The 20672-nt window shown below is 45.2% G+C and carries 22 protein-coding genes and 1 tRNA gene; 8 read left to right on the forward strand and 15 right to left on the reverse strand.

All coding sequences use genetic code 11. The features are described 5' to 3' along the window. The 4 genes from ACQY6Q_RS05920 to ACQY6Q_RS05935 form a co-directional block, all read right to left on the reverse strand. Window positions 1–186 (reverse strand): flagellar basal body protein (locus tag ACQY6Q_RS05920; RefSeq protein WP_427979043.1); only part of this gene is annotated, 186 nt, incomplete at its 3' end. Further along, entirely contained in the window at window positions 186–584 is a 399-nt protein-coding gene (flgB, locus tag ACQY6Q_RS05925) for a flagellar basal body rod protein FlgB (RefSeq protein WP_427979046.1), read from the reverse strand. The genes flgB and ACQY6Q_RS05920, both read right to left, overlap by 1 nt. Window positions 585–764: 180 nt before the next feature. Beyond that, on the reverse strand, window positions 765–1589 hold the full coding sequence (locus ACQY6Q_RS05930; protein WP_427979048.1) for a CheR family methyltransferase: 825 nt from the start codon (window positions 1587–1589) through the stop codon (window positions 765–767). A gap of 17 nt (window positions 1590–1606) precedes the next feature. Next, complete coding sequence (locus ACQY6Q_RS05935) at window positions 1607–2518, reverse strand: chemotaxis protein CheV (RefSeq protein WP_427979051.1); 912 nt, start codon at window positions 2516–2518, stop codon at window positions 1607–1609. Window positions 2519–2675: 157 nt separating this feature from the next. Here ACQY6Q_RS05935 and flgA point away from each other — a divergent pair, with 157 nt between their 5' ends. From flgA to flgN, 3 genes are all read left to right on the forward strand, one after another. Further along, on the forward strand, window positions 2676–3356 hold the full coding sequence (gene flgA / locus ACQY6Q_RS05940) for a flagellar basal body P-ring formation chaperone FlgA (protein ID WP_427979053.1): 681 nt from the start codon (window positions 2676–2678) through the stop codon (window positions 3354–3356). A gap of 77 nt (window positions 3357–3433) precedes the next feature. Then, window positions 3434–3757: a flagellar biosynthesis anti-sigma factor FlgM gene (gene flgM / locus ACQY6Q_RS05945; protein ID WP_427979056.1), complete on the forward strand. Its 324-nt coding sequence runs from the start codon at window positions 3434–3436 to the stop codon at window positions 3755–3757. Between the two features lie 7 nt (window positions 3758–3764). Further along, on the forward strand, window positions 3765–4184 hold the full coding sequence (flgN, locus tag ACQY6Q_RS05950; RefSeq protein WP_427979059.1) for a flagellar export chaperone FlgN: 420 nt from the start codon (window positions 3765–3767) through the stop codon (window positions 4182–4184). 114 nt (window positions 4185–4298) lie between these two features. On the opposite strand, the gene ACQY6Q_RS05955 is transcribed toward flgN, so the two are convergent. Genes ACQY6Q_RS05955 through ACQY6Q_RS05965 form a run of 3 tightly spaced genes read right to left on the reverse strand, consistent with a single transcriptional unit; the run spans window position 4299 to window position 6136 of the window. Beyond that, entirely contained in the window at window positions 4299–5036 is a 738-nt protein-coding gene (locus ACQY6Q_RS05955) for a FlgO family outer membrane protein (RefSeq protein ID WP_427979061.1), read from the reverse strand. 58 nt (window positions 5037–5094) lie between these two features. Further along, window positions 5095–5571, reverse strand: coding sequence for an LPP20 family lipoprotein (locus tag ACQY6Q_RS05960; RefSeq protein WP_427979064.1), 477 nt, complete (start codon window positions 5569–5571; stop codon window positions 5095–5097). Beyond that, window positions 5552–6136, reverse strand: coding sequence for a FlgO family outer membrane protein (locus ACQY6Q_RS05965; RefSeq protein WP_427979066.1), 585 nt, complete (start codon window positions 6134–6136; stop codon window positions 5552–5554). The genes ACQY6Q_RS05960 and ACQY6Q_RS05965 overlap by 20 nt, the downstream gene beginning before the upstream one ends. Window positions 6137–6242: 106 nt before the next feature. Between ACQY6Q_RS05965 and ACQY6Q_RS05970 the strand changes: the two genes are divergently transcribed. From ACQY6Q_RS05970 to ACQY6Q_RS05980, 3 genes are all read left to right on the forward strand, one after another. Next, the gene (locus ACQY6Q_RS05970; RefSeq protein ID WP_427979068.1) at window positions 6243–7385 is read left to right on the forward strand and encodes a flagellar assembly protein T N-terminal domain-containing protein; all 1143 of its coding nucleotides are present in this window, start codon (window positions 6243–6245) and stop codon (window positions 7383–7385) included. Window positions 7386–7821: 436 nt separating this feature from the next. Further along, window positions 7822–10137: a methyl-accepting chemotaxis protein gene (locus tag ACQY6Q_RS05975; protein WP_427979070.1), complete on the forward strand. Its 2316-nt coding sequence runs from the start codon at window positions 7822–7824 to the stop codon at window positions 10135–10137. 183 nt (window positions 10138–10320) lie between these two features. Then, a tRNA-Arg gene (locus tag ACQY6Q_RS05980) sits at window positions 10321–10396 on the forward strand. A 107-nt stretch (window positions 10397–10503) separates the two neighbouring features. Here the strand turns inward: ACQY6Q_RS05980 and galK are convergent. From galK to galE, 3 genes are read right to left on the reverse strand one after another with little or no spacing between them, the layout of a single operon-like run. Next, window positions 10504–11667 carry a galactokinase gene (gene galK / locus ACQY6Q_RS05985; protein WP_427979072.1) on the reverse strand — a complete coding sequence of 388 codons (1164 nt, stop codon included), beginning with the start codon at window positions 11665–11667 and terminating at the stop codon, window positions 10504–10506. A gap of 9 nt (window positions 11668–11676) precedes the next feature. Then, entirely contained in the window at window positions 11677–12738 is a 1062-nt protein-coding gene (locus tag ACQY6Q_RS05990; protein WP_427979074.1) for a UDP-glucose--hexose-1-phosphate uridylyltransferase, read from the reverse strand. A 54-nt stretch (window positions 12739–12792) separates the two neighbouring features. Then, the gene (gene galE / locus ACQY6Q_RS05995) at window positions 12793–13812 is read right to left on the reverse strand and encodes a UDP-glucose 4-epimerase GalE (protein WP_427979076.1); all 1020 of its coding nucleotides are present in this window, start codon (window positions 13810–13812) and stop codon (window positions 12793–12795) included. A 555-nt stretch (window positions 13813–14367) separates the two neighbouring features. Here galE and ACQY6Q_RS06000 point away from each other — a divergent pair. Continuing rightward, entirely contained in the window at window positions 14368–16149 is a 1782-nt protein-coding gene (locus tag ACQY6Q_RS06000; protein WP_427979078.1) for an AMP-dependent synthetase/ligase, read from the forward strand. A 44-nt stretch (window positions 16150–16193) separates the two neighbouring features. Here ACQY6Q_RS06000 and ACQY6Q_RS06005 read toward each other — a convergent pair whose 3' ends face one another. The 5 genes from ACQY6Q_RS06005 to ppiC form a co-directional block, all read right to left on the reverse strand. Continuing rightward, window positions 16194–16577: an AAA family ATPase gene (locus ACQY6Q_RS06005; RefSeq protein WP_427979080.1), complete on the reverse strand. Its 384-nt coding sequence runs from the start codon at window positions 16575–16577 to the stop codon at window positions 16194–16196. A 50-nt stretch (window positions 16578–16627) separates the two neighbouring features. Beyond that, a complete protein-coding gene (locus tag ACQY6Q_RS06010; protein WP_427979082.1) occupies window positions 16628–17188 on the reverse strand; it encodes a hypothetical protein in 561 nt (186 codons plus the stop codon). A gap of 167 nt (window positions 17189–17355) precedes the next feature. Next, the gene (locus tag ACQY6Q_RS06015; protein WP_427979084.1) at window positions 17356–18372 is read right to left on the reverse strand and encodes a DUF2955 domain-containing protein; all 1017 of its coding nucleotides are present in this window, start codon (window positions 18370–18372) and stop codon (window positions 17356–17358) included. Continuing rightward, complete coding sequence (locus tag ACQY6Q_RS06020; RefSeq protein ID WP_427979086.1) at window positions 18362–19426, reverse strand: HlyD family secretion protein; 1065 nt, start codon at window positions 19424–19426, stop codon at window positions 18362–18364. The genes ACQY6Q_RS06015 and ACQY6Q_RS06020 overlap by 11 nt, the downstream gene beginning before the upstream one ends. Before the next feature lie 311 nt (window positions 19427–19737). Continuing rightward, the gene (gene ppiC / locus ACQY6Q_RS06025) at window positions 19738–20016 is read right to left on the reverse strand and encodes a peptidylprolyl isomerase PpiC (protein WP_427979089.1); all 279 of its coding nucleotides are present in this window, start codon (window positions 20014–20016) and stop codon (window positions 19738–19740) included. A 288-nt stretch (window positions 20017–20304) separates the two neighbouring features. Here ppiC and ACQY6Q_RS06030 point away from each other — a divergent pair. Then, window positions 20305–20672: YjbF family lipoprotein (locus ACQY6Q_RS06030; protein WP_427979091.1), on the forward strand; the 368-nt coding region annotated here is incomplete at its 3' end.

Here is a 20672-nt window from a genome sequence, read left to right on the forward strand (position 1 = left end):
TTCAAGTTGGCCCTGACTAGCTCTATTTAATTCGGCGGCAAACACAGGTTTTCTGGCTCGATAGGTTTGGTCAACGCTGGAACTAATACTGTCAGCATTAGCAAGGTTACTGGCCGTAGTATTTAAACGAACCGACTGCGCTTTCATGGCTGAAGCAGTAATATCAAAAACATTAAAAAAGCTCATTATTGACCTCCCTTAATCGCCTTGCGCAAACCGCTAAATTTGCTCGACAAAAAGTTAATTCCCGCTTGATATTCAAGCCCATTTTGCATAAAAGCAGCTTTCTCTTGCTGCACATCAACGGTATTTCCATCGCCAGTATCGGCTTGGTCTGGCACTCGAAAGCCCAACTCAGAAAACTGATTACGTCCACCTTGAATATGACGCTCATTTGTCACTTGCAGACCACCGCTTTGTTTGCTTTTTGCAGCAGCAAAGGCCTTATTAAAATCAATATCTCGTGCTTTATAGTTCGGTGTATCAGCGTTAGCGATATTACTAGCCAAGACTTCAGAGCGACGAGCTCTAACGCCAACGGTATGTTGATGAACGCCTAAGGCTTTATCAAAAGTAATTGCCATATACACCTCACTATATTTTTCACAAAAATTAATCTGCAAAAGCTATGCCAGTGTTTTTTTGACGCTTTAAATTATGGGAGGAAAAGGATTTATCAGCCGCTAGGCCGAAATAAAGCTAGCAGAGGGTCAGGCTAGCGGCAAACAAAGCGGCAACAATTGCCCTTTGCTGCCGCTAATGAATTACTTAAGTTGGTAAACAATTCCAGGATGACAACGCAACATGTTAAAACGATCAGTCAAACCGGTAATCGATTCGGAAGCGCCAAGCATTAAATAACCGTTTGGATTGAGCGCTTGAGCAAACTGGTTAAGAATTTTCGATTTCACTTCAGCGTTAAAATAGATCAAAACATTGCGACAGAAAATAATGTCAAACTTCCCCATCAAGGCATAACTGTCGAGTAAGTTTAGAGGTCGAAAACTCACGTTTTTCCTGACCTTATCATTTACTTTGTAACGACCATCCGTTGTAGGCTCAAAAAACTGCCGTTTACGTTCCGGAGATAAGCCTCTAGCCAGCGCCAGGGCGTCATACTCGGCACGTTTACAATGTTCTAGCATCGAAGGGGAAATATCGGTACCAACAACTTGCACCCCCATAGGTAAAGCCCCTGGCCGTTTGGCTTGGTACTCTAGCGCGGTCATCATAATTGAATACGGCTCTTGCCCAGATGAACTCGCCGCAGACCAAATTTTGACGGGACGAGACAGCTTACTATATTCAGGCAATAACTTATCGGCCAACAATTGAAAAGGATAGGTATCCCTAAACCAGAGGGTTTCGTTGGTGGTCATCGCATCAACCACCGCAGCACGCAATTCACGCTCGCGTAAACTCATGGCTTTTTGAACCAATTCAGTCAAACTGGCTATTGAATATTGTGACATTAACGGTGACAGGCGACTCTTTACCAAATATTGCTTGTTGTCACCTAAAACAATTCCACATTGCTTCTCTAAAAAGCCACAAAACTGCTTGTATACATCGTCGGTTATGGTTCTCACAAATGCTTCCACACTCTCTACAAAGACTTACGAACAGCAGCCGCTAGTTCATCAGGATTAAATTTAGCGATAAAGTCGTTCGCGCCGACCTTATTTACCATGGCTTGGTTAAATACGCCACTTAAAGAAGTGTGCAAAATAATATGTAAATCTTTCAAATCTGGATGTGCTCGCACTTCAGCGGTGAGTGTGTACCCGTCCATTTCAGGCATTTCAATATCAGAAATAATTAACGCAATCTGGTCGGTAATCGGGCCGTCTTTAGACATGGAGCAAAGCAACTCATAGGCTTCTCTACCGTCTTGACAAAGCAGCGTTTCAACGCCTAAGGAGCTAACTGCGCGTTTCACTTGATTTCGAGCGACCGACGAATCATCTACTACCAAAATTTTCTTATCAATATGGACGTTGGAAACGGCTTCATCAACAATTGCTTGGCTAACCGTTGTATCAACTGGCGAAATTTCATCAAGAATTTTTTCAACATCTAAAATCGAAATTAATTCATTCTCTACTTCTGTTACCGCGGTAAGGTAATTAAATTTACCGGCCCCTTTTGGCGGAGGCAGAATATCTTCCCAATTGGTATTAACGATACGTTCTACCGAACCCACTAAAAAGCCCTGAACAGAACGGTTGTACTCTGAGATAATAATGAAACACTTAGATAAATCTTCTATCGGTCTTCCGCCAGTTGCCAAGCTTAAATCAATTACTGAGATAGTTTGCCCGCGAATATGTGCAACACCGCGGATCACTGGGTTTAGCTTAGGCAAAGCGGTTAACGGAGGGCACTGCAATACTTCTTTAACTTTAAAAACGTTGATACCATAGCGCTGTGACCCATTTAACCGAAACAACAACAGCTCTAGGCGGTTTTGCCCTACTAACTGGGTTCGCTGGTTTACCGAATCTAAAATACCCGCCATATACTCTCACTCCTTAGAAAAGGGGCACTAACTTTGCTTACCCCTATATACTATCGCTTTATTGTCGTTTTTTTGACACCAAACTGCCTAGCATCAACATGTTAAGCATAGACAAAAAAGCCAATTGTTACTTTGCTTTATCGGTATCATATAGGAAATGTTGATAAAAATTGCCTCATCACTACTAATATTTTGTTTTAGCCTTGCTGCTCACACTAGTGAACTCCATCAACAGCTTGAAAAATCAGCAGTGGAATTTGTTCGCTCGCAAATCAGTAGCGACGCCAGTCAAAAAATTGAACTTAACGCCAACCAACTCGATGAACGGGTGGCGATTCCCCAATGTCCAAGTAATTATAGTTATAGCCTAGCTAACGATGAAGTTAGAAGAAATACTATTGTATTAGTTACCTGCGAAGAACACTTGAACTGGCGACTGTATATTCCAGTACGTAAACAAGTATTACTCGCTGTAGTGGTTGCCGCCGCTCCACTGCAAGAAGGAGCCCGTTTAGACGACCAGCAGCTGGAAACCAGTTTCATTCCACAAAATAGATTACGTGGTAGTTATTTCACTGAGATAACCCCCTTATTAGGCGCTAAACTCACCCGGGCAATAAGAAAAGACCAAATTATAACTGGGCGCGATATTTGCATTATCTGTAAAGATGACACTGTGACTATTTCTGCCAATATGGGCGGTTTAAAAGTAACCACTCGAGGAACAGCTTTATCAAGTGGTAATATCGGTGATACCATCAACGTTAGAAATAGTCAGTCACAACGTTTGGTCACCGGCCGAGTCAAAGCATTAGGTCTAGTTGAAGTAAAACTTTAAATATTTTCTAAAGTTTTACTAAGCCGAGCCGATAGCTTTATTGAATACGAAAAATTGATTAACTGTGGGGCGCCATTATGGCTTTAAATATTAACAACTTAGGTGGAAACCGTCCTAGTCAACTAGATGCCAATAGAGTATCTGACAAAGGAACGAAAACTAGCGCTGAACAAGGTTCAAACGCTACTTCTGCTGTAGCCCAGGATTCAGTTATGCTTACTAACGAAGCACAACAACTAAACCGTATTCAGCAGAATTTGCTCAGTGACTCTGACAGCAGAAGTTCAAAACTAGAGTCAATTAAGCAAGCCGTGGCCGATGGAAGCTATCAAATAGATGCTAACCGAGTTGCCCAAAAAATGGGTGACTTTGAAAGCGAGTTTAATAAAGCGCTAGGATAGTTAGTCAATGATCGCCACCCTACTGAATACCCAAGAGCAGCAATTAGAATTGCTGCTTTCTCTTTTGCAACAAGAAAAATTAGCGCTTGAGCAAGACGACAGTACAGGCCTGTTTGCGATAGCACAACAAAAAGAACAATCTTTATCGGCTATTATTGAGCTCGATAAGCAAATCGAAAATTCCGCAGATAGACAGCTGCTTAGCAGCGACGTTCAGCTTGCCGAGAAAGTTGCACACACCCAACAATTGCTAGAACAATGTCAAACGCTCAATGCGATTAACGGTGAGGTGATTAAAGCTAGTCAAGAAAAGGTTCGCCAGCTCAGCGCGGTTATCGACCAGCTACAAAATCAAAACGCCTCTACCTACGATAAGCTAGGTAAAAAACACAGTTCACAGCGCGTAGGCAAAGGTTTTAAAGCTTAACCTTCTATTTTGAAATAACCCTAAGTGACTATTTTAAACGCAATATAAAACCCCAAACCATCTAGGATAATTTGGGGTTAATCTGTGTAATAGCTAAAGACGACTCAGGCGAAACTAACCGCGCTCCCCCACAGGCATACGGCTATTGGCTTGTTTGCGCGCTTCAATAATCATCACCCCATCACGCTTAACTGGTTCGGGTACCTTACTTTGGTAAACTTCGTTAGGAATAAGCTCCTGAGCAGAGGCCACCACCACCTTCGATTGTGCACCAACAATCCTTACATTTACTAAAACGCCGTTAGTAGATTTACTAAAGGTACCTACCAACAAATATTCTATAGGTAAACGCTTGGATAGCTCGTTAACATTACGGCTATAAACAAAGTCGCCTTCTGGAGTCACCCGTATAAAACCGGTGGTTTTGTAGTCAATCACCGAAAAACCATTTTGCTGCATTTCATAGACAAAGCTTTCGGCCAACTGCATACCAAATACGTCAGTGCTTTTAAAATCATCCAAAGGAACAAAAGACGCCACCCCAATCGGGGTATCGGCATTAACATAATGAGAGCTAGATACCAGTCGCTGCGACATGGCATTAACATAATCGGTGAGAGAATGTTCTACAGCGCTATCGGAAAGATCTACGTTGGAAGCATTAAGAGTACGGCGCGGAGAGCTACTTAAAAACAGTTGGCCAGTTTCATCCACCACACCTTCAAGGTAAGGCGCGTTATGAGCAACGTTGTGTATCGAGCCATCATAAACCATTACTTTTTGCATTGATGGAGTGTTAGAACAGCCCACCAATAACGAAGTGGCTAAAGCCACCAGAGTCATACCTTTCATATCCCGTCCTTAATCGTCTATTACGCCTTAATTATCGGCTTGAAAGGCAAAATCTTTACTAGAATTGAATGGTTTTTTGACTCTCTAGGTGGCGAGTGGGAGCCATAGACATAGTAACACGGTAGACGTCCCTAAAATCTAATTGTAATTCAGTCACATATACATCATCAACAGAATAGGATTTAATCACTTTCGCGCCACGAATAACCCCTGCAACAGAAGCGGCTAAACGCTCATTACCCAATACTAAATCGCTCACAGTGGCACTACTATCAATTCGCTGACCATATACTTGTTCAGACAACTCCCTATAAGCGTCTAACTTAGACGCCTTCATGGCTCGTAACTGCTTACTTGCTAGATCATTGCCACGTTGTTGACTGATCGGCGCATAGCCCACGGCATTGACAATGGTAAAGTCGCCTGGAGGTTGATAAGTCCACTCCACCTGCTTAACTTGATTCGTTGATGTACAAGCAACAACAAATAGTAACGCTAGGCTAGTAAACCAACATTTAAAGTACAGATTGTTCATGACGCTGCAAGCTCCCATTTACACTAGTTACTCTTGGCGAGGTCGCCCCTGCCGCATTCGGAATGAACTGATAAGCCGCTGTCACCACATTTTGACTGGCCAGTTCAACCAAGCGCATATTTACATGCCGCCCAGAATCAGTACGTTGAAAACTACCCACCACCACGTAGGTAATTTGCATTTGCTCACGCAACAAGTTGGCATCACGTGACAAAGAAAACTCACCAAAGCTAGGATCCATTTGTAGCCGACCAGTTAAACGAGGTTCAACGGTGTGTATACCTTTTTCTGACAAAGCGGCAAACATTGCCTCTGCCACTTGCCGCCCAAAACTATCACTACTTTGTAGGTTATCTAAATCGACCACGGTACTAATTGCCACCAAGTCGGTTTCATCTAAATCAAGATCATCGGTCAACAGCCTCGAAAGTGCATTAACATGGGCAAACAAAGTCGCATCCTGCTGCTCACGAGGCTCAACATAGGGATAATTAGAAACATGATGCAAAGTGGTGTTACAGCCTTGTAGTATAAGTAACACCGCCGCTAATGTTGTATATCGCATACCCTTCTCCTTCTATTGACCCCTATAAAGCAAAAACTGTTCCAGTCAAAAAATTAACGCTTTGTATCAGGTACGGTTATTGCTTTAGCCTGAACAGGAGGAGCTTATGAAAATATTAATTTTGATGATAGGAATGTTGCTTTGCAGCACCAGCCAAGCGGTATGGTATGAAGCGAAGGGACAAGCCATTATCGTTAACGACCAGGTTGAGCAAGCGCGTAGCAATGCCATGCAAGAAGCGGTTAAGCAGTTGCTACTGTATGCTGGCGCCTCAGTCACCAGCATAAGCCAAGTCAACGGCGGTCAGCTGACTCTCGACCAGCTAGAGGTTGTATCCAAAGGCACATTACACAACTTAACTGTGCTTGACGAAGGACAGCAAGGCCAACAATTTTATGTAATCTTACAAGCTGATGTCTTTCCCGAAGCCAGCCAATGTAAAGCCAGTGGTTATAGTAAAAATCTGTTGTTACTGCCTCCTTATTTAAAACAACAACACCAAGCGCGGGTTGGTCAGCTGCAAGAGCTTTCGCCAGCGGTAGAGCAACGTGCCTACGACATTGCGCGGCAAATCGGTAAACAATTTAATATTAAACATCCACCGAAATTACCACTTAACTATTACAAGCCGGGTGAACACAACTTTAAAGGCATTAAAGACGTCGCCGACCGCTATGGTGCGCAGTACCTATTGGGGCTGGAAATAGAAAATATTTCTTTAGATAGAGTCTATAAACCTAAGGTAATTAACTTCAGTTACCCACAGCGCTATTTTGTCATTAATGCACGGGTCTACAACGCCATTGACTTAGAAGAAATTTACAACAAGCGTTTCTCAGTAAACGCGCCTTGGCAATTTGACGCCCGTGAAATCATCTCGCCCTACTCCGCTGAGTTTTGGCTATCCAGCTACGGGCAAACGGTGAATAACACCCTTCACCAGATCCTAGTGGAAGTAGATGCCTTGCTTGCTTGTCAGCCGTTACAAGGCAGCGTAGTTAAAGTTTTGGGGCCAGACCGCTGGCAAATCAACCTTGGTGCAGCTAATCAATTAAACCGCGGTATGTTGCTTACCCTAATCCAACAAAATTACCACTGGGGAGAATGGGACATTCCCCGTCAAGAACAAAGCCTTACTGGTAGCCAAGTAAGAATTGAGCAAGTCTACCAAAACAGTGCCATTGTGGTAGCGCTAGACCCAAGTATGACAGCCAATATTCAATTGGGCGACCTAGTAAGCAAGCAATAATTTGAGTTCAGCAGCATGAGAAACTGAACAAACTTTAAGCCGCTTATATGGCAGAGCGGCTTTACTGTTTCAGTTTGCTAAAACCCGATGAAATATGCTTTGTCGCGCTCTACAACACTGCACTATTATGTAAAAAACTTCTAAATTGATAAGCTCATTACTCAGACAAACAGTGAACCCCCGTATCCTTTGACCGCTAATGAAATACGTCATTGGCTAATGAAATCAACTACTTTCCTCTTCACTATGAAACCCGCTGACACTAATATGCCAAGCAATCTGCTAAGCCGTGATTTCCGTCACCTAAATAACAAGAAAAACAAAGGCATAATAGCCACACTTATTTTGGCAACAACAAATTAACAATGAATAAGCACAATAATAATTAAACGCAGTGTAACGGAACACTCTCGACTATGAGCTCGGAGATTAATCAATGAAGATGTTTACCAAGACCCTGATTCTGTTTGTATCTATCGCCACCTTCGCCTCGGCAGTGGCGTCTTTATTTACTGCCAATGTCGCCATTAATCAGATGAAAACTGCCCTATTTGAATCGAGACAAGACCAACTGGTATCACTACAAAACGTCACCGCCAGCGCAGTTAACAACTACTCCCAAACATTGGCAACCCGAATTGTTGATTACTCTCAGCAACCACAAATTAAGCAATCTGCCGAACGTTTATACGGTGCCTTCTTCCCCTACGCCTTTTTACAAGGTAAAGAAAACATCATCACTCAGCGCCAAGAACTCACGCAATACTACCAAACCACTATCGCTTCCTATCTGCAGCAACAAGCACTGGATAATACTTTTAGTCAGTTAGCCAAGCCTCAAGAGCTAAACGACCACGCGGTGGCGGTACAATACAAATTTTTACTCAAAACCGATGCCGACTTAAACCATAAGGACACGGTATTAGATCCCGGCGACGGCACCTCTTTTGCGTTAGCGCATCAAAAAATGCATCAGAACTTGGCAACTTTAATGCAACGCTTTGGTCTGGCCGATGTCGCGATGGTGGCCATCGAAACCTCGCAAGTCTTTTACTCGGCGAAAAAAATGCTCGACTTCGGCACCAACATGCTAGACGGCCCCTACCAAAATACCGGCATGGCTCAAGCCTTCAAAATGGCCAAAGAGCTGCCTCAGGGTGAATACAGCTTTGTTGACTTTCAGTTTTACCCTCCCGCCTATGGCGAATATTCGGCTTTTTTATCCGCACCGATATTCGTCGAAGATGAGCCTTTTGCGGTATTGGTATTTCGAATTAACACCAAACGTATTAGCGAGTTAATGACCTTCAATGGTGAGTGGGCAACCTCTGGCCTAGGCGAACGAGGTGAAGCCTACCTGGTTGGCCACGATCAAATGATCCGAACCAACTCGCGTTTATTAATCGAAAATCCCAGCACCTTTAATAAAGTACAAAACTCCGCCGAGCTAAAAGCCGTGCAAAGCCTAGGTAGCAATGCTGGTTATACCAAACTGTCTTATTCAGCCGTTAGCGAAGCCTTAGCTGGCCAATCGGGCGTGCAACAGTCAAGCAATCTGTTTGACCAGCAAACCATTTTTGCCTATGCCCCGATTAACTTTATTGGCAAGCCTTGGGCAATCATCGCCGAATACAATGTCGATGAAGCGTTGGCGGTCACCAACAGTGTCGCCCACTCCATTTTCATTATGTCGGTGGTAGTGACCTTGGTCATTATCGTCATTTCATTGGCGGTGAGTATTGCTGTAGCACGCAGCCTCATTACCCCAATTAAGCAAACTGGTTCGTCGCTCCATGAAATGTCTAGCGGCAATGGCGACTTAACCCTACGCCTTGAGAAAAAAGCCGATAACGAGATTGGCTTTTTAGCCAGTGGTTTTAATAGTTTTGTTGAGAAGGTACAAAACCTAGTGAACTCAGCGATGAAAAGCTTCAACGATGTGGAGGCTTCGGTCGACCGCATGACCAGCATTTCAGAACAAAACCAAAAAGTGGTAGAAGACGAATTAGCCCAAACCGAACTCGTTGCCACTGCGGTGTCTGAGCTTAGCTCGTCAGCGCAAAGTGTTGACGACAGTGCCAAATACGCAGCCGGAGTCACTCAAGACGCCAAAGACAAAGGTGATTTGGCGATGCTCAGCCTTAAACAAACCTTGCATGGCTTTGACCAATTATTCGAGCAAATCAAAGAGAGCAGCAGCTCAATTGAAACTCTAGAAAAAGATGTGGGTAACATCACCGCCATTTTGGATGTCATTAAAGGCGTAGCGGCACAAATCAACTTGCTAGCGCTAAATGCCGCCATTGAAGCGGCCCGAGCAGGTGAAGCCGGGCGTGGTTTTGCCGTGGTGGCCGACGAAGTGCGCTCACTAGCAGAACAAACGCAAAAAAGCACCGTAGAGATTGAATCGCTAATTGAAGTGCTAACCAACTCTACCAGCCAAGCGGTGGGTTCTATCGAGCAAAGCCACGAACTCAGTCAGAAAGGCCGGGAAACTGTCAATGAAACGGCTGAAGCCTTGCAACAAATTGTTGCCTCTATCGATACAGTAAACGAAGTGAATGCGCAAATTGCCACCGCCGCCAATGAGCAATCAGCAGTGGCAACCGATTTGTCGGAAAACATAGTGAACATTAAAAATGCCAGCGAACTGAACTCAAGCCAAATCCATCAATTGGTTGAAGAGTTCCAGCGCTTAAAAGACCACGCTGCAGAAGTAAATAAACAATTCTCATCTTTTAAAGTTAACTAAGCAGCGCACTTAAACCTCCAAAGCCCAAGCCAAGTTGCTTGGGCTTTTTATTGGCTCAGCTCTGGCCAGCCTCTGGGCACAATCCTATTCGGTTAAGCTAAAGCTATATGTATGAATTTTATGCGTTTAATTAGGCCGCTCTTGGTAGAGCTAATAACTTGATATACAATGACCTCGATTTAAGTCCCCTTAGTTCAGCCGGATAGAACAAGGACCTCCTAAGTCTTAGACACAGGTTCGAATCCTGTAGGGGACGCCATTTTGCTTTACCTTGATAGCATCACCACCGTTCAAGGCCAGTTTAACTTTAAAAAACCATAAAAAAGCCCCGAACTCAGTCGAGGCTTCTCATAACATATAAGATACTTAAATTTCGCCAGCGCCCGGCATGGCCTTACATACGTAGATACTCTCTTTGAGGCCGGTTTTGGCTTGGTATTGCTCGGCCACCGCCTGACAAACCTTATCCACCAAACTTGGTGGCATTAGGGCTACTACGCAACCACCAAAGCCACCGCCAGTCATCCGCACCCCACCAGCATTGCCAATCACTTGCTTCACTATCTCAACCAAGCAATCCACCTCGGCAACGGTAATTTCAAAGTCATCACGCATCGACGCATGAGATAACTCCATTAAAACACTTAACTTAGCCATGTCATTGGTTTTAAGCGCTTCTGCTGCCGCCAAGGTGCGGGCATTCTCGGTAATCACATGACGGGCACGTTTGGCCACAATAGGGTCGAGGCTCGCGCCTTTTTCGGCAAACAGAACTTCACTGACATCACGCAGTGAATCAACGCCTAAACCTTTGGCCGCAGCTTCACATTGCTGGCGACGCGTATTGTATTCGCTATCGACCAAACCACGTTTCTTGTTAGAGTTAATAATCACTACAGCCATGTCTTCAGGCATAGCCACCGCCTGCGTCTCTAACGAGCGACAATCAATCAGCAGCGCATGATTTTGTTCACCCTCGGCTGAAATCAGCTGATCCATAATGCCGCAATTACAGCCAACAAATTCGTTTTCGGCCTGTTGACCAATTAAGGCTAACTGTTGTTGCGATACATCCAACTGATATAAGGCTTTAAAAGTCTGGCCGATAACCACTTCTAAGGCAGCCGATGAGCTTAACCCTGCGCCCTGAGGTACGTTACCACTCACCGCAATATCGGCCCCAGAAAACTCAAAGCCCTTAGCTTGTAGGCAAGCAATCACCCCACGAATGTAGTTAACCCACATAATGTCTGGCTCAAACTCCAAGGGCTTGCTGATATCAAATTCGTTTACTTGGTTTTGATAGTCAACAGATACCACTCGAACAATGCTGTCACTACGGGGTGACGCGGCCACCATGGCTTGATAATCGATAGCACAAGGCAATACAAAACCGTCGTTGTAATCGGTGTGCTCTCCAATTAAGTTCACTCGTCCGGGAGCTTGGATCAGCTTTTCAGGAGCCTTACCGGTCATTTCAGAAAAGGCCGCAGAAACCTTATCGATAAGTTGTTGTTGGCGTTGTGACATGTCGGGCTCCTAGTTAGTTTGTTCTTTGTAGTGCACGTCGCTTAGCTCGCGCAGCTTAGCTGCTGCTTGCTCAGCGGTTAAATCGCGTTGGCTTTCAGCCAGCATTTCATAACCCACCATAAACTTACGTACGCTAGCCGAGCGTAATAAGGGTGGATAAAACAAGGCATGTAATTGCCAGTGCTCGGTGGAGGTATCCCCCTCTTTAAAGAAAGGCGCGTAGTGCCAACCCATTGAGTAAGGGAAAGAGCACTTGAATAAATTATCGTAACGGCTAGTCAGCTTTTTAATTGCTAGCGCTAAGTCATCACGTTGAGCATCACTTAACTCACTGAGACGGCGAATATGAGTTTTAGGCATTAGCATGGTTTCAAAGGGCCATGCTGCCCAATACGGCACTACCGCAAGCCAATGCTCAGTTTCCACTACCACACGCTCTTTTGCCGCCAGCTCTTTGGCCGCATAATCCACCAATAAGTTGCTACCATGCTGTTGATAGTAGTCACGTAGGTGTTGGTCTTTTCGCTCTATTTCGTTAGGCAAAAAGCTGTTAGCCCAAATTTGTCCGTGCGGATGCGGTTGCGAGCATCCCATGGTCTCACCTTTATTTTCAAAGGCTTGAACCCAAAGGTAATCTTTACCCAACTCTTCAATTTGCTCGTTCCAGGTATCAATCACACCGCGGATCGCAGGTAAGGATAACTCAGGCAAAGTTTTACTGTGATCCGGCGAGAAACAAATCACTCGGCTAAGGCCGCGCGCTTCCATACTGGTAAATAACGGGTCATCGGACTTAGGTACATCCGGCGAGTCGGTCATCAAGGCGGCAAAGTCATTAGTAAATACGTAAGTACCTTGATAATCCGGGTTTTTATCTCCAGAAATACGGGTATTGCCAGCACATAAAAAACATTTCTCATCGTAACTGGGCAACTGTTCGGTAGCAGGTGCCTCGTCTTGGCCGCTCCAAGGGCGCTTGGCACGGTGCGGCGACACCAAAATCCATTGCCCAGTTAAGGGATTGTAGCGGCGGTGTGGATGCTCGGTTGGGTCAAATACAGTGTTCAACATAGTCTTTCATCTCTCCATCAAAATGCCGGTCAGCACTTTGCAAATATCATCTAATTATTGCTCATAACCCTGTGGGTTATTAGATTGCCAATGCCAAGTATCGGCGCTCATTTCTTCCAGAGTTCTGCTGGCTTTCCAGCCTAATAAACGCTCCGCTTTATCGGTGGCCGCCCAACACTCTGCGATATCACCTTGGCGACGCGGGCAAATTTGGTAGGCGATGTTTTTACCGCTAGCATGACTAAAGGCCTTCACTACATCTAATACCGAGCTGCCTTTGCCGGTGCCCAAGTTAAAAATGTGCAGGCCAGCTTGTTGACCCACTTTAGTTAAAGCCGCCACGTGCCCATCGGCTAAATCCATTACGTGAATGTAGTCCCGCACTCCGGTGCCATCCGGCGTTGGGTAGTCATTACCAAATACTGACAAGCTTTCACGACGCCCCACCGCCACTTGGGCAATAAAGGGCATTAAGTTGTTGGGTATGCCTTGTGGGTCTTCACCCATTAATCCACTTGGGTGGGCGCCCACCGGATTGAAATAGCGCAATAGCGTGACACTTAATTCCGGCGCAGCCTTTTGAATATCGGCATAACACTCCTCAATCATGTACTTACTGCGACCATAAGGGTTGGTAACAGCGCCAGTAGGCATGCTCTCATCAATCGGCATTTTACTGGGCTCACCGTATACCGTGGCAGATGAGCTAAACACCATGCTGTTCACCCCAGCCTTACGCATCACATCTATCAGCACTAAGGAACCAGATACATTGTTATCGTAGTATTCAAAGGGTTTTTGCACCGACTCCCCTACCGCTTTTAGGCCAGCGAAGTGGATTACCGAATCAATTTTCTGTTGAGCAAAAACCGTCTCTAATACCGAGCGGTCGCGCACATCACCTTGATAAAATACCGGGCGATGTTGGGTTAAACTTTCAATACGATTGAGAACCTCTAACTTACTGTTACATAAGTTATCTAAAATAATCGGCTCTATACCTGCTTTGATTAGCTGCACGCAGGTATGACTACCGATGTAACCCATACCGCCCGTTACCAACACCTTTTTCATGGCTCTCTCCCAATAAAATACCTGTTCAGGTTTTCAAGTAAGTACTGCTTAATCCTGTCTTGCTAGGACTAATTTAACCACCAAAGGGAAAACGTTTCCACCATTATTTTTAACTGCTAATTTTAATCTGTATTTTTTGCGATCGAGATCGCGAAGGCGGGATTTAAGAAAGCATTATCAAGCAAAGAAAGCGAAATAGAAGTGATACCAAGCTTATGGTTTAACTATTTCCCCAGAGGGCTCACAAGTTTATCAAATGATTCAGAAACCGCCAAAGGGTAAACGATTACCCATGCATGAATAATCTAACATGACAGCGTACTGTTCTACAGCTGGGCAAATGCTGCTAAAAACCCAAACCACACGCACAGATAAAGCTGCTAAAAAGTAGTCGAATCAAAGCTTATTGATACAAAAAGCAATTAAAAATAGTCAAAATGCGTGATATTAAACCGGAAAATAACTGAGCTTACACTTGTACGCTTAATTGAAAATCACTAAAATGACGCGCTTATTTTAGGCTCCTCGCCTTTCCTCCTTATTAAAGGTAAAAACATGCAGCACATCGTTAGTTTGTTAGAGCGTCAAGCTAAACAACAACCGCAAAAGGTCGCACTGAAAATATGGCGCGACCAAGCCTGGCAGTGTTTTTCATGGAAGGATTTTTCACAGCAATGGACGCAAGTGGCCAAAGGCTTAATTCATTTAGGTCACCAACAGCAACAAGGCGTGGCCATAATGTCACCCAACATGCCTGAGTGGACCATTGCCGACCTCGGGATCTTAGCAGCGCGGGGTTGTGTAGTGCCTATCTATCCCACCAGCACCCTAGAGCAAAGCCAGTACATTGCTGAGGATGCCAACTGCAAGATTTTATTCGTAGGCCAACAAGAGCAACTCGAGATTGCTTTGCAATTACTCGAGTCTGGTAGCATCGAAACCATCGTTTGCTTCGAAACTTGCCACCAACCAGATAGTGCCAAAGTACTGAGCTGGAGCGAGTTTTTAGCCCTAGGCCAGAGCAGCGATGACACCGAGTTAGAAACGCGTCGCCAGCAAATAAAAATGGACGATCTCGCCACCCTTATTTATACCTCGGGAACCACCGGTGAGCCCAAAGGCGTAATGCTAGATCACGCCAACTTCGCCAGTGCGTTTAGCATGCACGACCAGCGCCTGTCCGTTGACAGCAGCGATGTATCGCTGAGTTTTCTCCCCTTGAGCCACGTATTTGAGCGCGCTTGGACTTATTACATCCTTTATCGGGGTGCCAGCAATATCTACTTGGAAGACCCGGCTAAAATCCAAGAAGCACTGCCGCGTAGCCAAGCCACATTGATGTGCAGCGTGCCGCGTCTTTACGAAAAAGTTCACTCGACTATCTTACAAAAAGTTGGCCAAGCCTCTGCAGGCAAACAAGCTTTATTTAACTGGGCAATAGGCATTGCCAAGCAAGCACTAGAGTTAAAACAAACACAGCAACAGCCTAGCCTGCTGCACAAGTTGCAATACCGCCTCGCCAATAAGTTGGTACTAACTAAGTTACGCGACATTTTTGGCCCGGCTAAGTTACTTCCTTGCTCGGGAGCGAAATTAGCCGACGACATCAACCACTTCTTCCAATGCCTAGATGTACCCATCACCTATGGTTACGGCATGACAGAATCAACCGCCACAGTGTCGTGTTATACCGAACAGCATAAATGCATTGGCAGTATTGGGCAGCCGCTGAATGACCTACAGGTAAAAATTTCAGAGCAAGGGGAAATTTTGGTTAAAGGCCTAACGGTAATGCGCGGTTATTACAACAAACCCGAAGCCACCGCCGAAACCATTATTGATGGTTGGCTACATACCGGTGACGCTGGCAATATCGACGCCGAAGGCAACCTGCAACTTACTGAACGAATTAAAGAATTGATGAAAACCTCGGGCGGTAAATACATCGCGCCACAGCGGGTAGAAGGCGCGTTGATCCGAGAGCCACTTATTGAGCAGGTGGCCATTATTGCCGATGCTCGCCACTTTGTTTCAGCGCTAATTGTGCCAGCCTATGAAGCCCTAGAGCAGCAAGCTAAACAATTAGGCATTAAGTGGCAGCATCGTGAAGAATTATTAGAAAACACCGAAATTAAAAACTTAATTCAGAGTCGCTTGAAGCAAGTTCAAGCTAATTTGGCACGCTTTGAACAGGTGAAAAAGTTCACCCTATTGCCCAGAGAATTTTGCATGAAGCAAGGCGAACTCACCCCAACCTTGAAATTAAGACGGGCGGTAATTGAAAGCCGTTTTGCCGAGCAAATTAGCGCCATGTACGCCGAACCAGCGCGCAGCTAAACAGCTTTAGCAAACCACTGTTATCAAGGCGCCTAAGGGCGCCTTTATTCTTGCCAGCGTTGGCGCATAGCGGCAAGGGTTTGCTCACTGACACCATGAACATTGCCATAATTGCCGCGACAGCAACGAATGATTAATTCGGCCCCAGTGAGAGCCGCAATGTCTCGATAAGCTTGCATTTCCCAGAGCTCAACAAAGGTATTGGCTACCACCACACTATTGCCCATCTGCAACTGCTGTTCGGTTTGCTGCTGGCACCAAGCATGTGCTTGGCTTAATTGCTGAGGCTGAAAATGATAGTGGCCATGTTTATCAACAAAGAACATATCAGCCTCAAGGTGAACACCAGGTAACTGTTTGGCGAGTGTCGACTTACCACTGCCGGGTAAACCGCGGATTAAGGTCAGCGTTAAAGGCTCATACTGCATCTCAAGCCCCTACTCTAGGGAGATAGTCGGAGCACACAGTAAGGACTCGCTTACTCATCAAGCCTTACCTCTGCTCTGGCCCAGGCTTCTACCTGCTCTAAAGACTCCAGCTGCCGCAGCTGCTGAAGCGATAGCCTAAGGTTAAGCGGCACACTCAGCGTTATACCTGTTCCTGTATCACCGTGGCCTTGATTTGCATGCGCCTGAATAACCATAGCAAGTTGCATATCGGATGAGCTAGAGCCGCCTAATTTAGCCTCGGTACTGGCAAAATAAGCAAACGGCGTTCGCCCTTGCCGCCGAATATTACGAATATTAGAAAAATTATAATCGTTCGCTTGAAGCTGACTCATCGAAAAATCGGGTTGCTGCGCAAGTGTCCATAAACGAGCCAGTTCCTGCACCGCGACTTCTTGAATAAACAGCCCTAGGTAGGGGTCTTGTTGTAGGCGTTTTGCATCTGTCTCTGGTAATACATCAGGTTTAATAAGATAGTGCGCCCAATGATGTTGAGGGTGCTCAAACTGCGTGATTAAGCTATTCGCCGAGACCAGCGTACTGCATACGCTTAAACAGCAAACAATGAGATATACGTAGCAACGCCGCCGCATAATGCCCCCTTTTTTACGTTAAACCCGCAGCAAGATAACAAACTTCACCAGTTCAGAGAATGAGCCTCGCACAATAAGAATTTGCTCTGTTATGTAGCCGGTTCTTTTTAAAAAGAACAGACTACATGCAACGGCTGACAAAACGCCTAATAATCACCACAACAAGCTTAAGCTGAGTGATTTTTGCTTAGCGTATTATTCGGCTTGGGGTGGTTGGCCAAATTCAACAATAACACCGCCACAAACACCGCCACGGCAATGGAAAATAGACGTAATACTTGAGCCGAAAAAGAATCTGCTCCCTGATGGGAAATCACCTGATAAGTGAGTACAGTAAAGTTAGTAAATAACAGCTGGTATACATCCATACGGCAGCGACGACGGATGCCATAACAAGCCAGTTGCAGGCCACAGAACAAACTTACCCCCAACAATAGCCAATGAGAAACCCCGAGTACCACTAACAGCATGCAGGGAAAGGTAAATAAAATCCCCACCGCAGTAGTAATCAAACGGTTACGGCCAAAGATATGGTGATCGGTAACCAAAGGGCTGCGCATCATGTTGCCAATGGTAATGGCAATCAACATGGTTTGCGAACTACCAATGCCAATAAGTGCCACCAGCACTAAACTCATGGCGGTCGCTTTAAAAGCGATTAAACCAATATGATGTTCAGGCGCTTCATCGGTTTGCTCAGCAGGTAAAATATCCTTTTCTTCCCCAGGAAATAACAAGAACGCCACATAAGTCACCACAATGGCGGTAATAAACTTGCTAAACATTAACCATGGGAAGCCCCCCATGGGTAGGCCCATTTGCTTGGTCATCACCACCATGATGATGATAACAATTAAGCTTAACGACGAGAGAATATCTTTAGGATTTCGATGGCTACGGTAATAACTCCAAAACAAAATAGACCAACAAAACAAAGCGAAACCACTTGGCGATTCAAGTAAAGCCTTACCCAAAGCAATGATGCCAAAACAAATAACCAGCAGCGAAACTAACAGCATAAGCAGCAAGTTTAAAGGGGGACGCGAGGGCATAATGGTTAGAAAAATAACCACGAAGATAGGCGCCAACACTGGAATAGGCGCACCACTATACAACTGATAGAACAACAGTAATATAGGGGCAAAAACCAGCCTTATAATAGGGTTAGCAGGGCTACGAAACATAAGTCCAAATACTTAAAATAAACATCCAAAGTGACGCTAAAGCTTCGCCTAAGCTGCTTTGTTCAGTATAAAAAGCCACCGTGGCTTGAGAGCCATAACGAATGTTGTGTGGAACTTGATCGTTAGCAAAGGCGATATTCACTGCATAGCGCTGAGCCGCTAAAGACTGGTTATCAGCAACTAAAAATCCGGTATTTTGATCGATGTTGTTACTGCCGCCGGTGCCCCAACCAATACTATCTACGTAACCTTGTAAAACACGACCGGGCAAGGCATCCATTACCACTTTTACTTTTTGCCCAACTTTAATGTGCTCAATGGAGTTTTCACGCACCATTGACGAAATCCACACTTCTCTAGGGTCAATAAAAGTTAACATCGGCGTGCCGGCATTGGCTTTTTGCCCCACCGTTAATTGCAGGTTGGTGACGATTCCTTTCGAGGGCGCTACTATTTGCGTTTTCTGTAGATCTAACTCAGCCTTTTCTAAGTTGGCCATTGCTGCCAGTATTTGTGGGTTATCTTGCCCTTTGGGGCCTAAGTTGTGTTTAGCTTGAATTAACGAGGCCTCTGCCGCATCCAGCGCCGCTTCGGCTCGGTCTCGGCCTTCAATAGCGTTATCGAGTTCCGAACGACTTAATACCCCTTTAGCAGCTAACTCGGTGACTCTGGCGGCTTGCTCGGCAGCATTGTTGCGAGCGGCTAAAGCTTCCACCACTATGGCTTGTGCCACCTCTACAGCCGCAGTGCTAGCGCCAATATTTTGTCCAGCAATGGCTAAGTTAGCTTGGGCCGTGCGCACTTGGATTTGATAGTTTCTCGGGTCAATTTTGAATAGTACATCGCCGGCCTCAACCACTTGGTTATTACTCACATTCACTTCGGTAACATTACCTGTTACCTCAGGAGCAATACGCACCAAATACGAATGTACGCGTGCGTTGCCGGTGATCGGCGTCACCCGATCTGCCCAAAGGCTGTACAGCCAAATAAACAGCACAATGCCAATAATAATAAAACTTAACTTTCTAGAGGACTGCTCCGCTTTCGACATCTTAAATTTCTCTTCCTAGACGATATTTGTCAGGTATTAGATTCACCCACCTGAGGTTCCTTGGCATGCCCCTTCAGCCCCGATATGACCGAGTAGCACAACTTACATTAAGCTGCAGAATGGCAAGCCAAGCAATTCTATTTAGCAATGAAGCGCTTAGCAACTGCCTTTTGTTAATGCAAAGTCTTAAACATGGGTCAATAAGCGCTTTTGTGAGTTGAGCAGAAGTGAACAGCCTTGTGGCAGGGGAGCGAGAAAACAAAACCGTGCAGAGCAAAGCCAGTATCACACTGGCAATATCTAAGCAGAAACTATGTCCTGTATAATACTTTTACCACATGCCAGCCAAACTTGGTTTTAACTAAGTGAGGCACTAGCAATTCACCGCTGAAACACACTTTGTCGAACTGAGGCACCATTTGGCCGCGGCGAAATTCGCCTAAATCGCCACCTTTCTTACCTGAAGGACAATTTGAATACTTCTTGGCTAAGGTTTGAAATTTAGCCCCTTTATTAAGTTGCTTAATAATATCTTCGGCTTGCTCTTTATGTTTCACTAATATGTGTAATGCCGCTGCGGTTCTGGCCATGCTGGTCCTTAGTCTAGTAACATCTCCCCACCCATTGGTTATACCAAAACAAGGCGAGACTGGCGGCCTATTATAGACAGTTCAACTTAATCAGTCAGCCCAAATAACCACCCTAAACTCAGTTTGCCAAGCTGATAATGAGCAAAATATAAACATCCACCCAGTCACGCAATATCACAGACTTTTAGCCCTCGCCTTCTAATGCTAAGCTAGAGCAGATTATAGCTTTAGGCAACGGACATGCATTTGAGAAAACTGGTAATTTTAGCGAGCATTTGTAGCTCGCTCATGGCTTGTACCCATGAATACAAAAGCGGTAAAGAACTGCTTGATATCGCCATTAACGGGCTACCAGACGCCAACTTTACAGAACAGCAGCGTTTAGCCTTTAACTACGCAGCCATTTATGTGAAATATGGGATATACCCGAAAACCCACATGGGATTGGCAAAAGCCGATGGCAAGCAGCGGATCTGGGCATCTGCTGATGGCATCACCATCGTCACTCGCAATGGGCAAATTATTCGTGCCGACGGTTTACCCTTTGTTAGTAGTGGCGTGCGTTTTGAAGGCCAAGATCCTTTCGATTTAGGTCTTCTTTCAGTAAACCCCGAGCAGATTTATCCGTCTAAGCGCGACTTTGCTTCAATTGGTTT

It is taken from the genome of Agarivorans sp. (assembly GCF_050295395.1).
GTDB lineage: Bacteria > Pseudomonadota > Gammaproteobacteria > Enterobacterales > Celerinatantimonadaceae > Agarivorans.

What these genes read in the sequence shown, in the direction of transcription:
- ACQY6Q_RS05935 (WP_427979051.1), bottom strand. Translation starts at nt 2,518, where the DNA reads ATGGCGGGTATTTTAGATTCGGTAAACCAGCGAACCCAGTTAGTAGGG.
- galK (WP_427979072.1), bottom strand. Translation starts at nt 11,667, where the DNA reads ATGTCACAACGCCAACAACAACTTATCGATAAGGTTTCTGCGGCCTTT.
- flgM (WP_427979056.1), top strand. Translation starts at nt 3,434, where the DNA reads ATGGCTTTAAATATTAACAACTTAGGTGGAAACCGTCCTAGTCAACTA.
- ACQY6Q_RS06005 (WP_427979080.1), bottom strand. Translation starts at nt 16,577, where the DNA reads ATGCAGTATGAGCCTTTAACGCTGACCTTAATCCGCGGTTTACCCGGC.
- ACQY6Q_RS05990 (WP_427979074.1), bottom strand. Translation starts at nt 12,738, where the DNA reads ATGTTGAACACTGTATTTGACCCAACCGAGCATCCACACCGCCGCTAC.
- ACQY6Q_RS05960 (WP_427979064.1), bottom strand. Translation starts at nt 5,571, where the DNA reads ATGAACAATCTGTACTTTAAATGTTGGTTTACTAGCCTAGCGTTACTA.
- ppiC (WP_427979089.1), bottom strand. Translation starts at nt 20,016, where the DNA reads ATGGCCAGAACCGCAGCGGCATTACACATATTAGTGAAACATAAAGAG.
- ACQY6Q_RS05955 (WP_427979061.1), bottom strand. Translation starts at nt 5,036, where the DNA reads ATGAAAGGTATGACTCTGGTGGCTTTAGCCACTTCGTTATTGGTGGGC.
- ACQY6Q_RS06015 (WP_427979084.1), bottom strand. Translation starts at nt 18,372, where the DNA reads ATGTTTCGTAGCCCTGCTAACCCTATTATAAGGCTGGTTTTTGCCCCT.
- ACQY6Q_RS06010 (WP_427979082.1), bottom strand. Translation starts at nt 17,188, where the DNA reads ATGCGGCGGCGTTGCTACGTATATCTCATTGTTTGCTGTTTAAGCGTA.
- galE (WP_427979076.1), bottom strand. Translation starts at nt 13,812, where the DNA reads ATGAAAAAGGTGTTGGTAACGGGCGGTATGGGTTACATCGGTAGTCAT.
- ACQY6Q_RS05975 (WP_427979070.1), top strand. Translation starts at nt 7,822, where the DNA reads ATGAAGATGTTTACCAAGACCCTGATTCTGTTTGTATCTATCGCCACC.
- ACQY6Q_RS05970 (WP_427979068.1), top strand. Translation starts at nt 6,243, where the DNA reads ATGAAAATATTAATTTTGATGATAGGAATGTTGCTTTGCAGCACCAGC.
- flgA (WP_427979053.1), top strand. Translation starts at nt 2,676, where the DNA reads ATGTTGATAAAAATTGCCTCATCACTACTAATATTTTGTTTTAGCCTT.
- ACQY6Q_RS06000 (WP_427979078.1), top strand. Translation starts at nt 14,368, where the DNA reads ATGCAGCACATCGTTAGTTTGTTAGAGCGTCAAGCTAAACAACAACCG.
- flgN (WP_427979059.1), top strand. Translation starts at nt 3,765, where the DNA reads ATGATCGCCACCCTACTGAATACCCAAGAGCAGCAATTAGAATTGCTG.
- ACQY6Q_RS05965 (WP_427979066.1), bottom strand. Translation starts at nt 6,136, where the DNA reads ATGCGATATACAACATTAGCGGCGGTGTTACTTATACTACAAGGCTGT.
- flgB (WP_427979046.1), bottom strand. Translation starts at nt 584, where the DNA reads ATGGCAATTACTTTTGATAAAGCCTTAGGCGTTCATCAACATACCGTT.
- ACQY6Q_RS06020 (WP_427979086.1), bottom strand. Translation starts at nt 19,426, where the DNA reads ATGTCGAAAGCGGAGCAGTCCTCTAGAAAGTTAAGTTTTATTATTATT.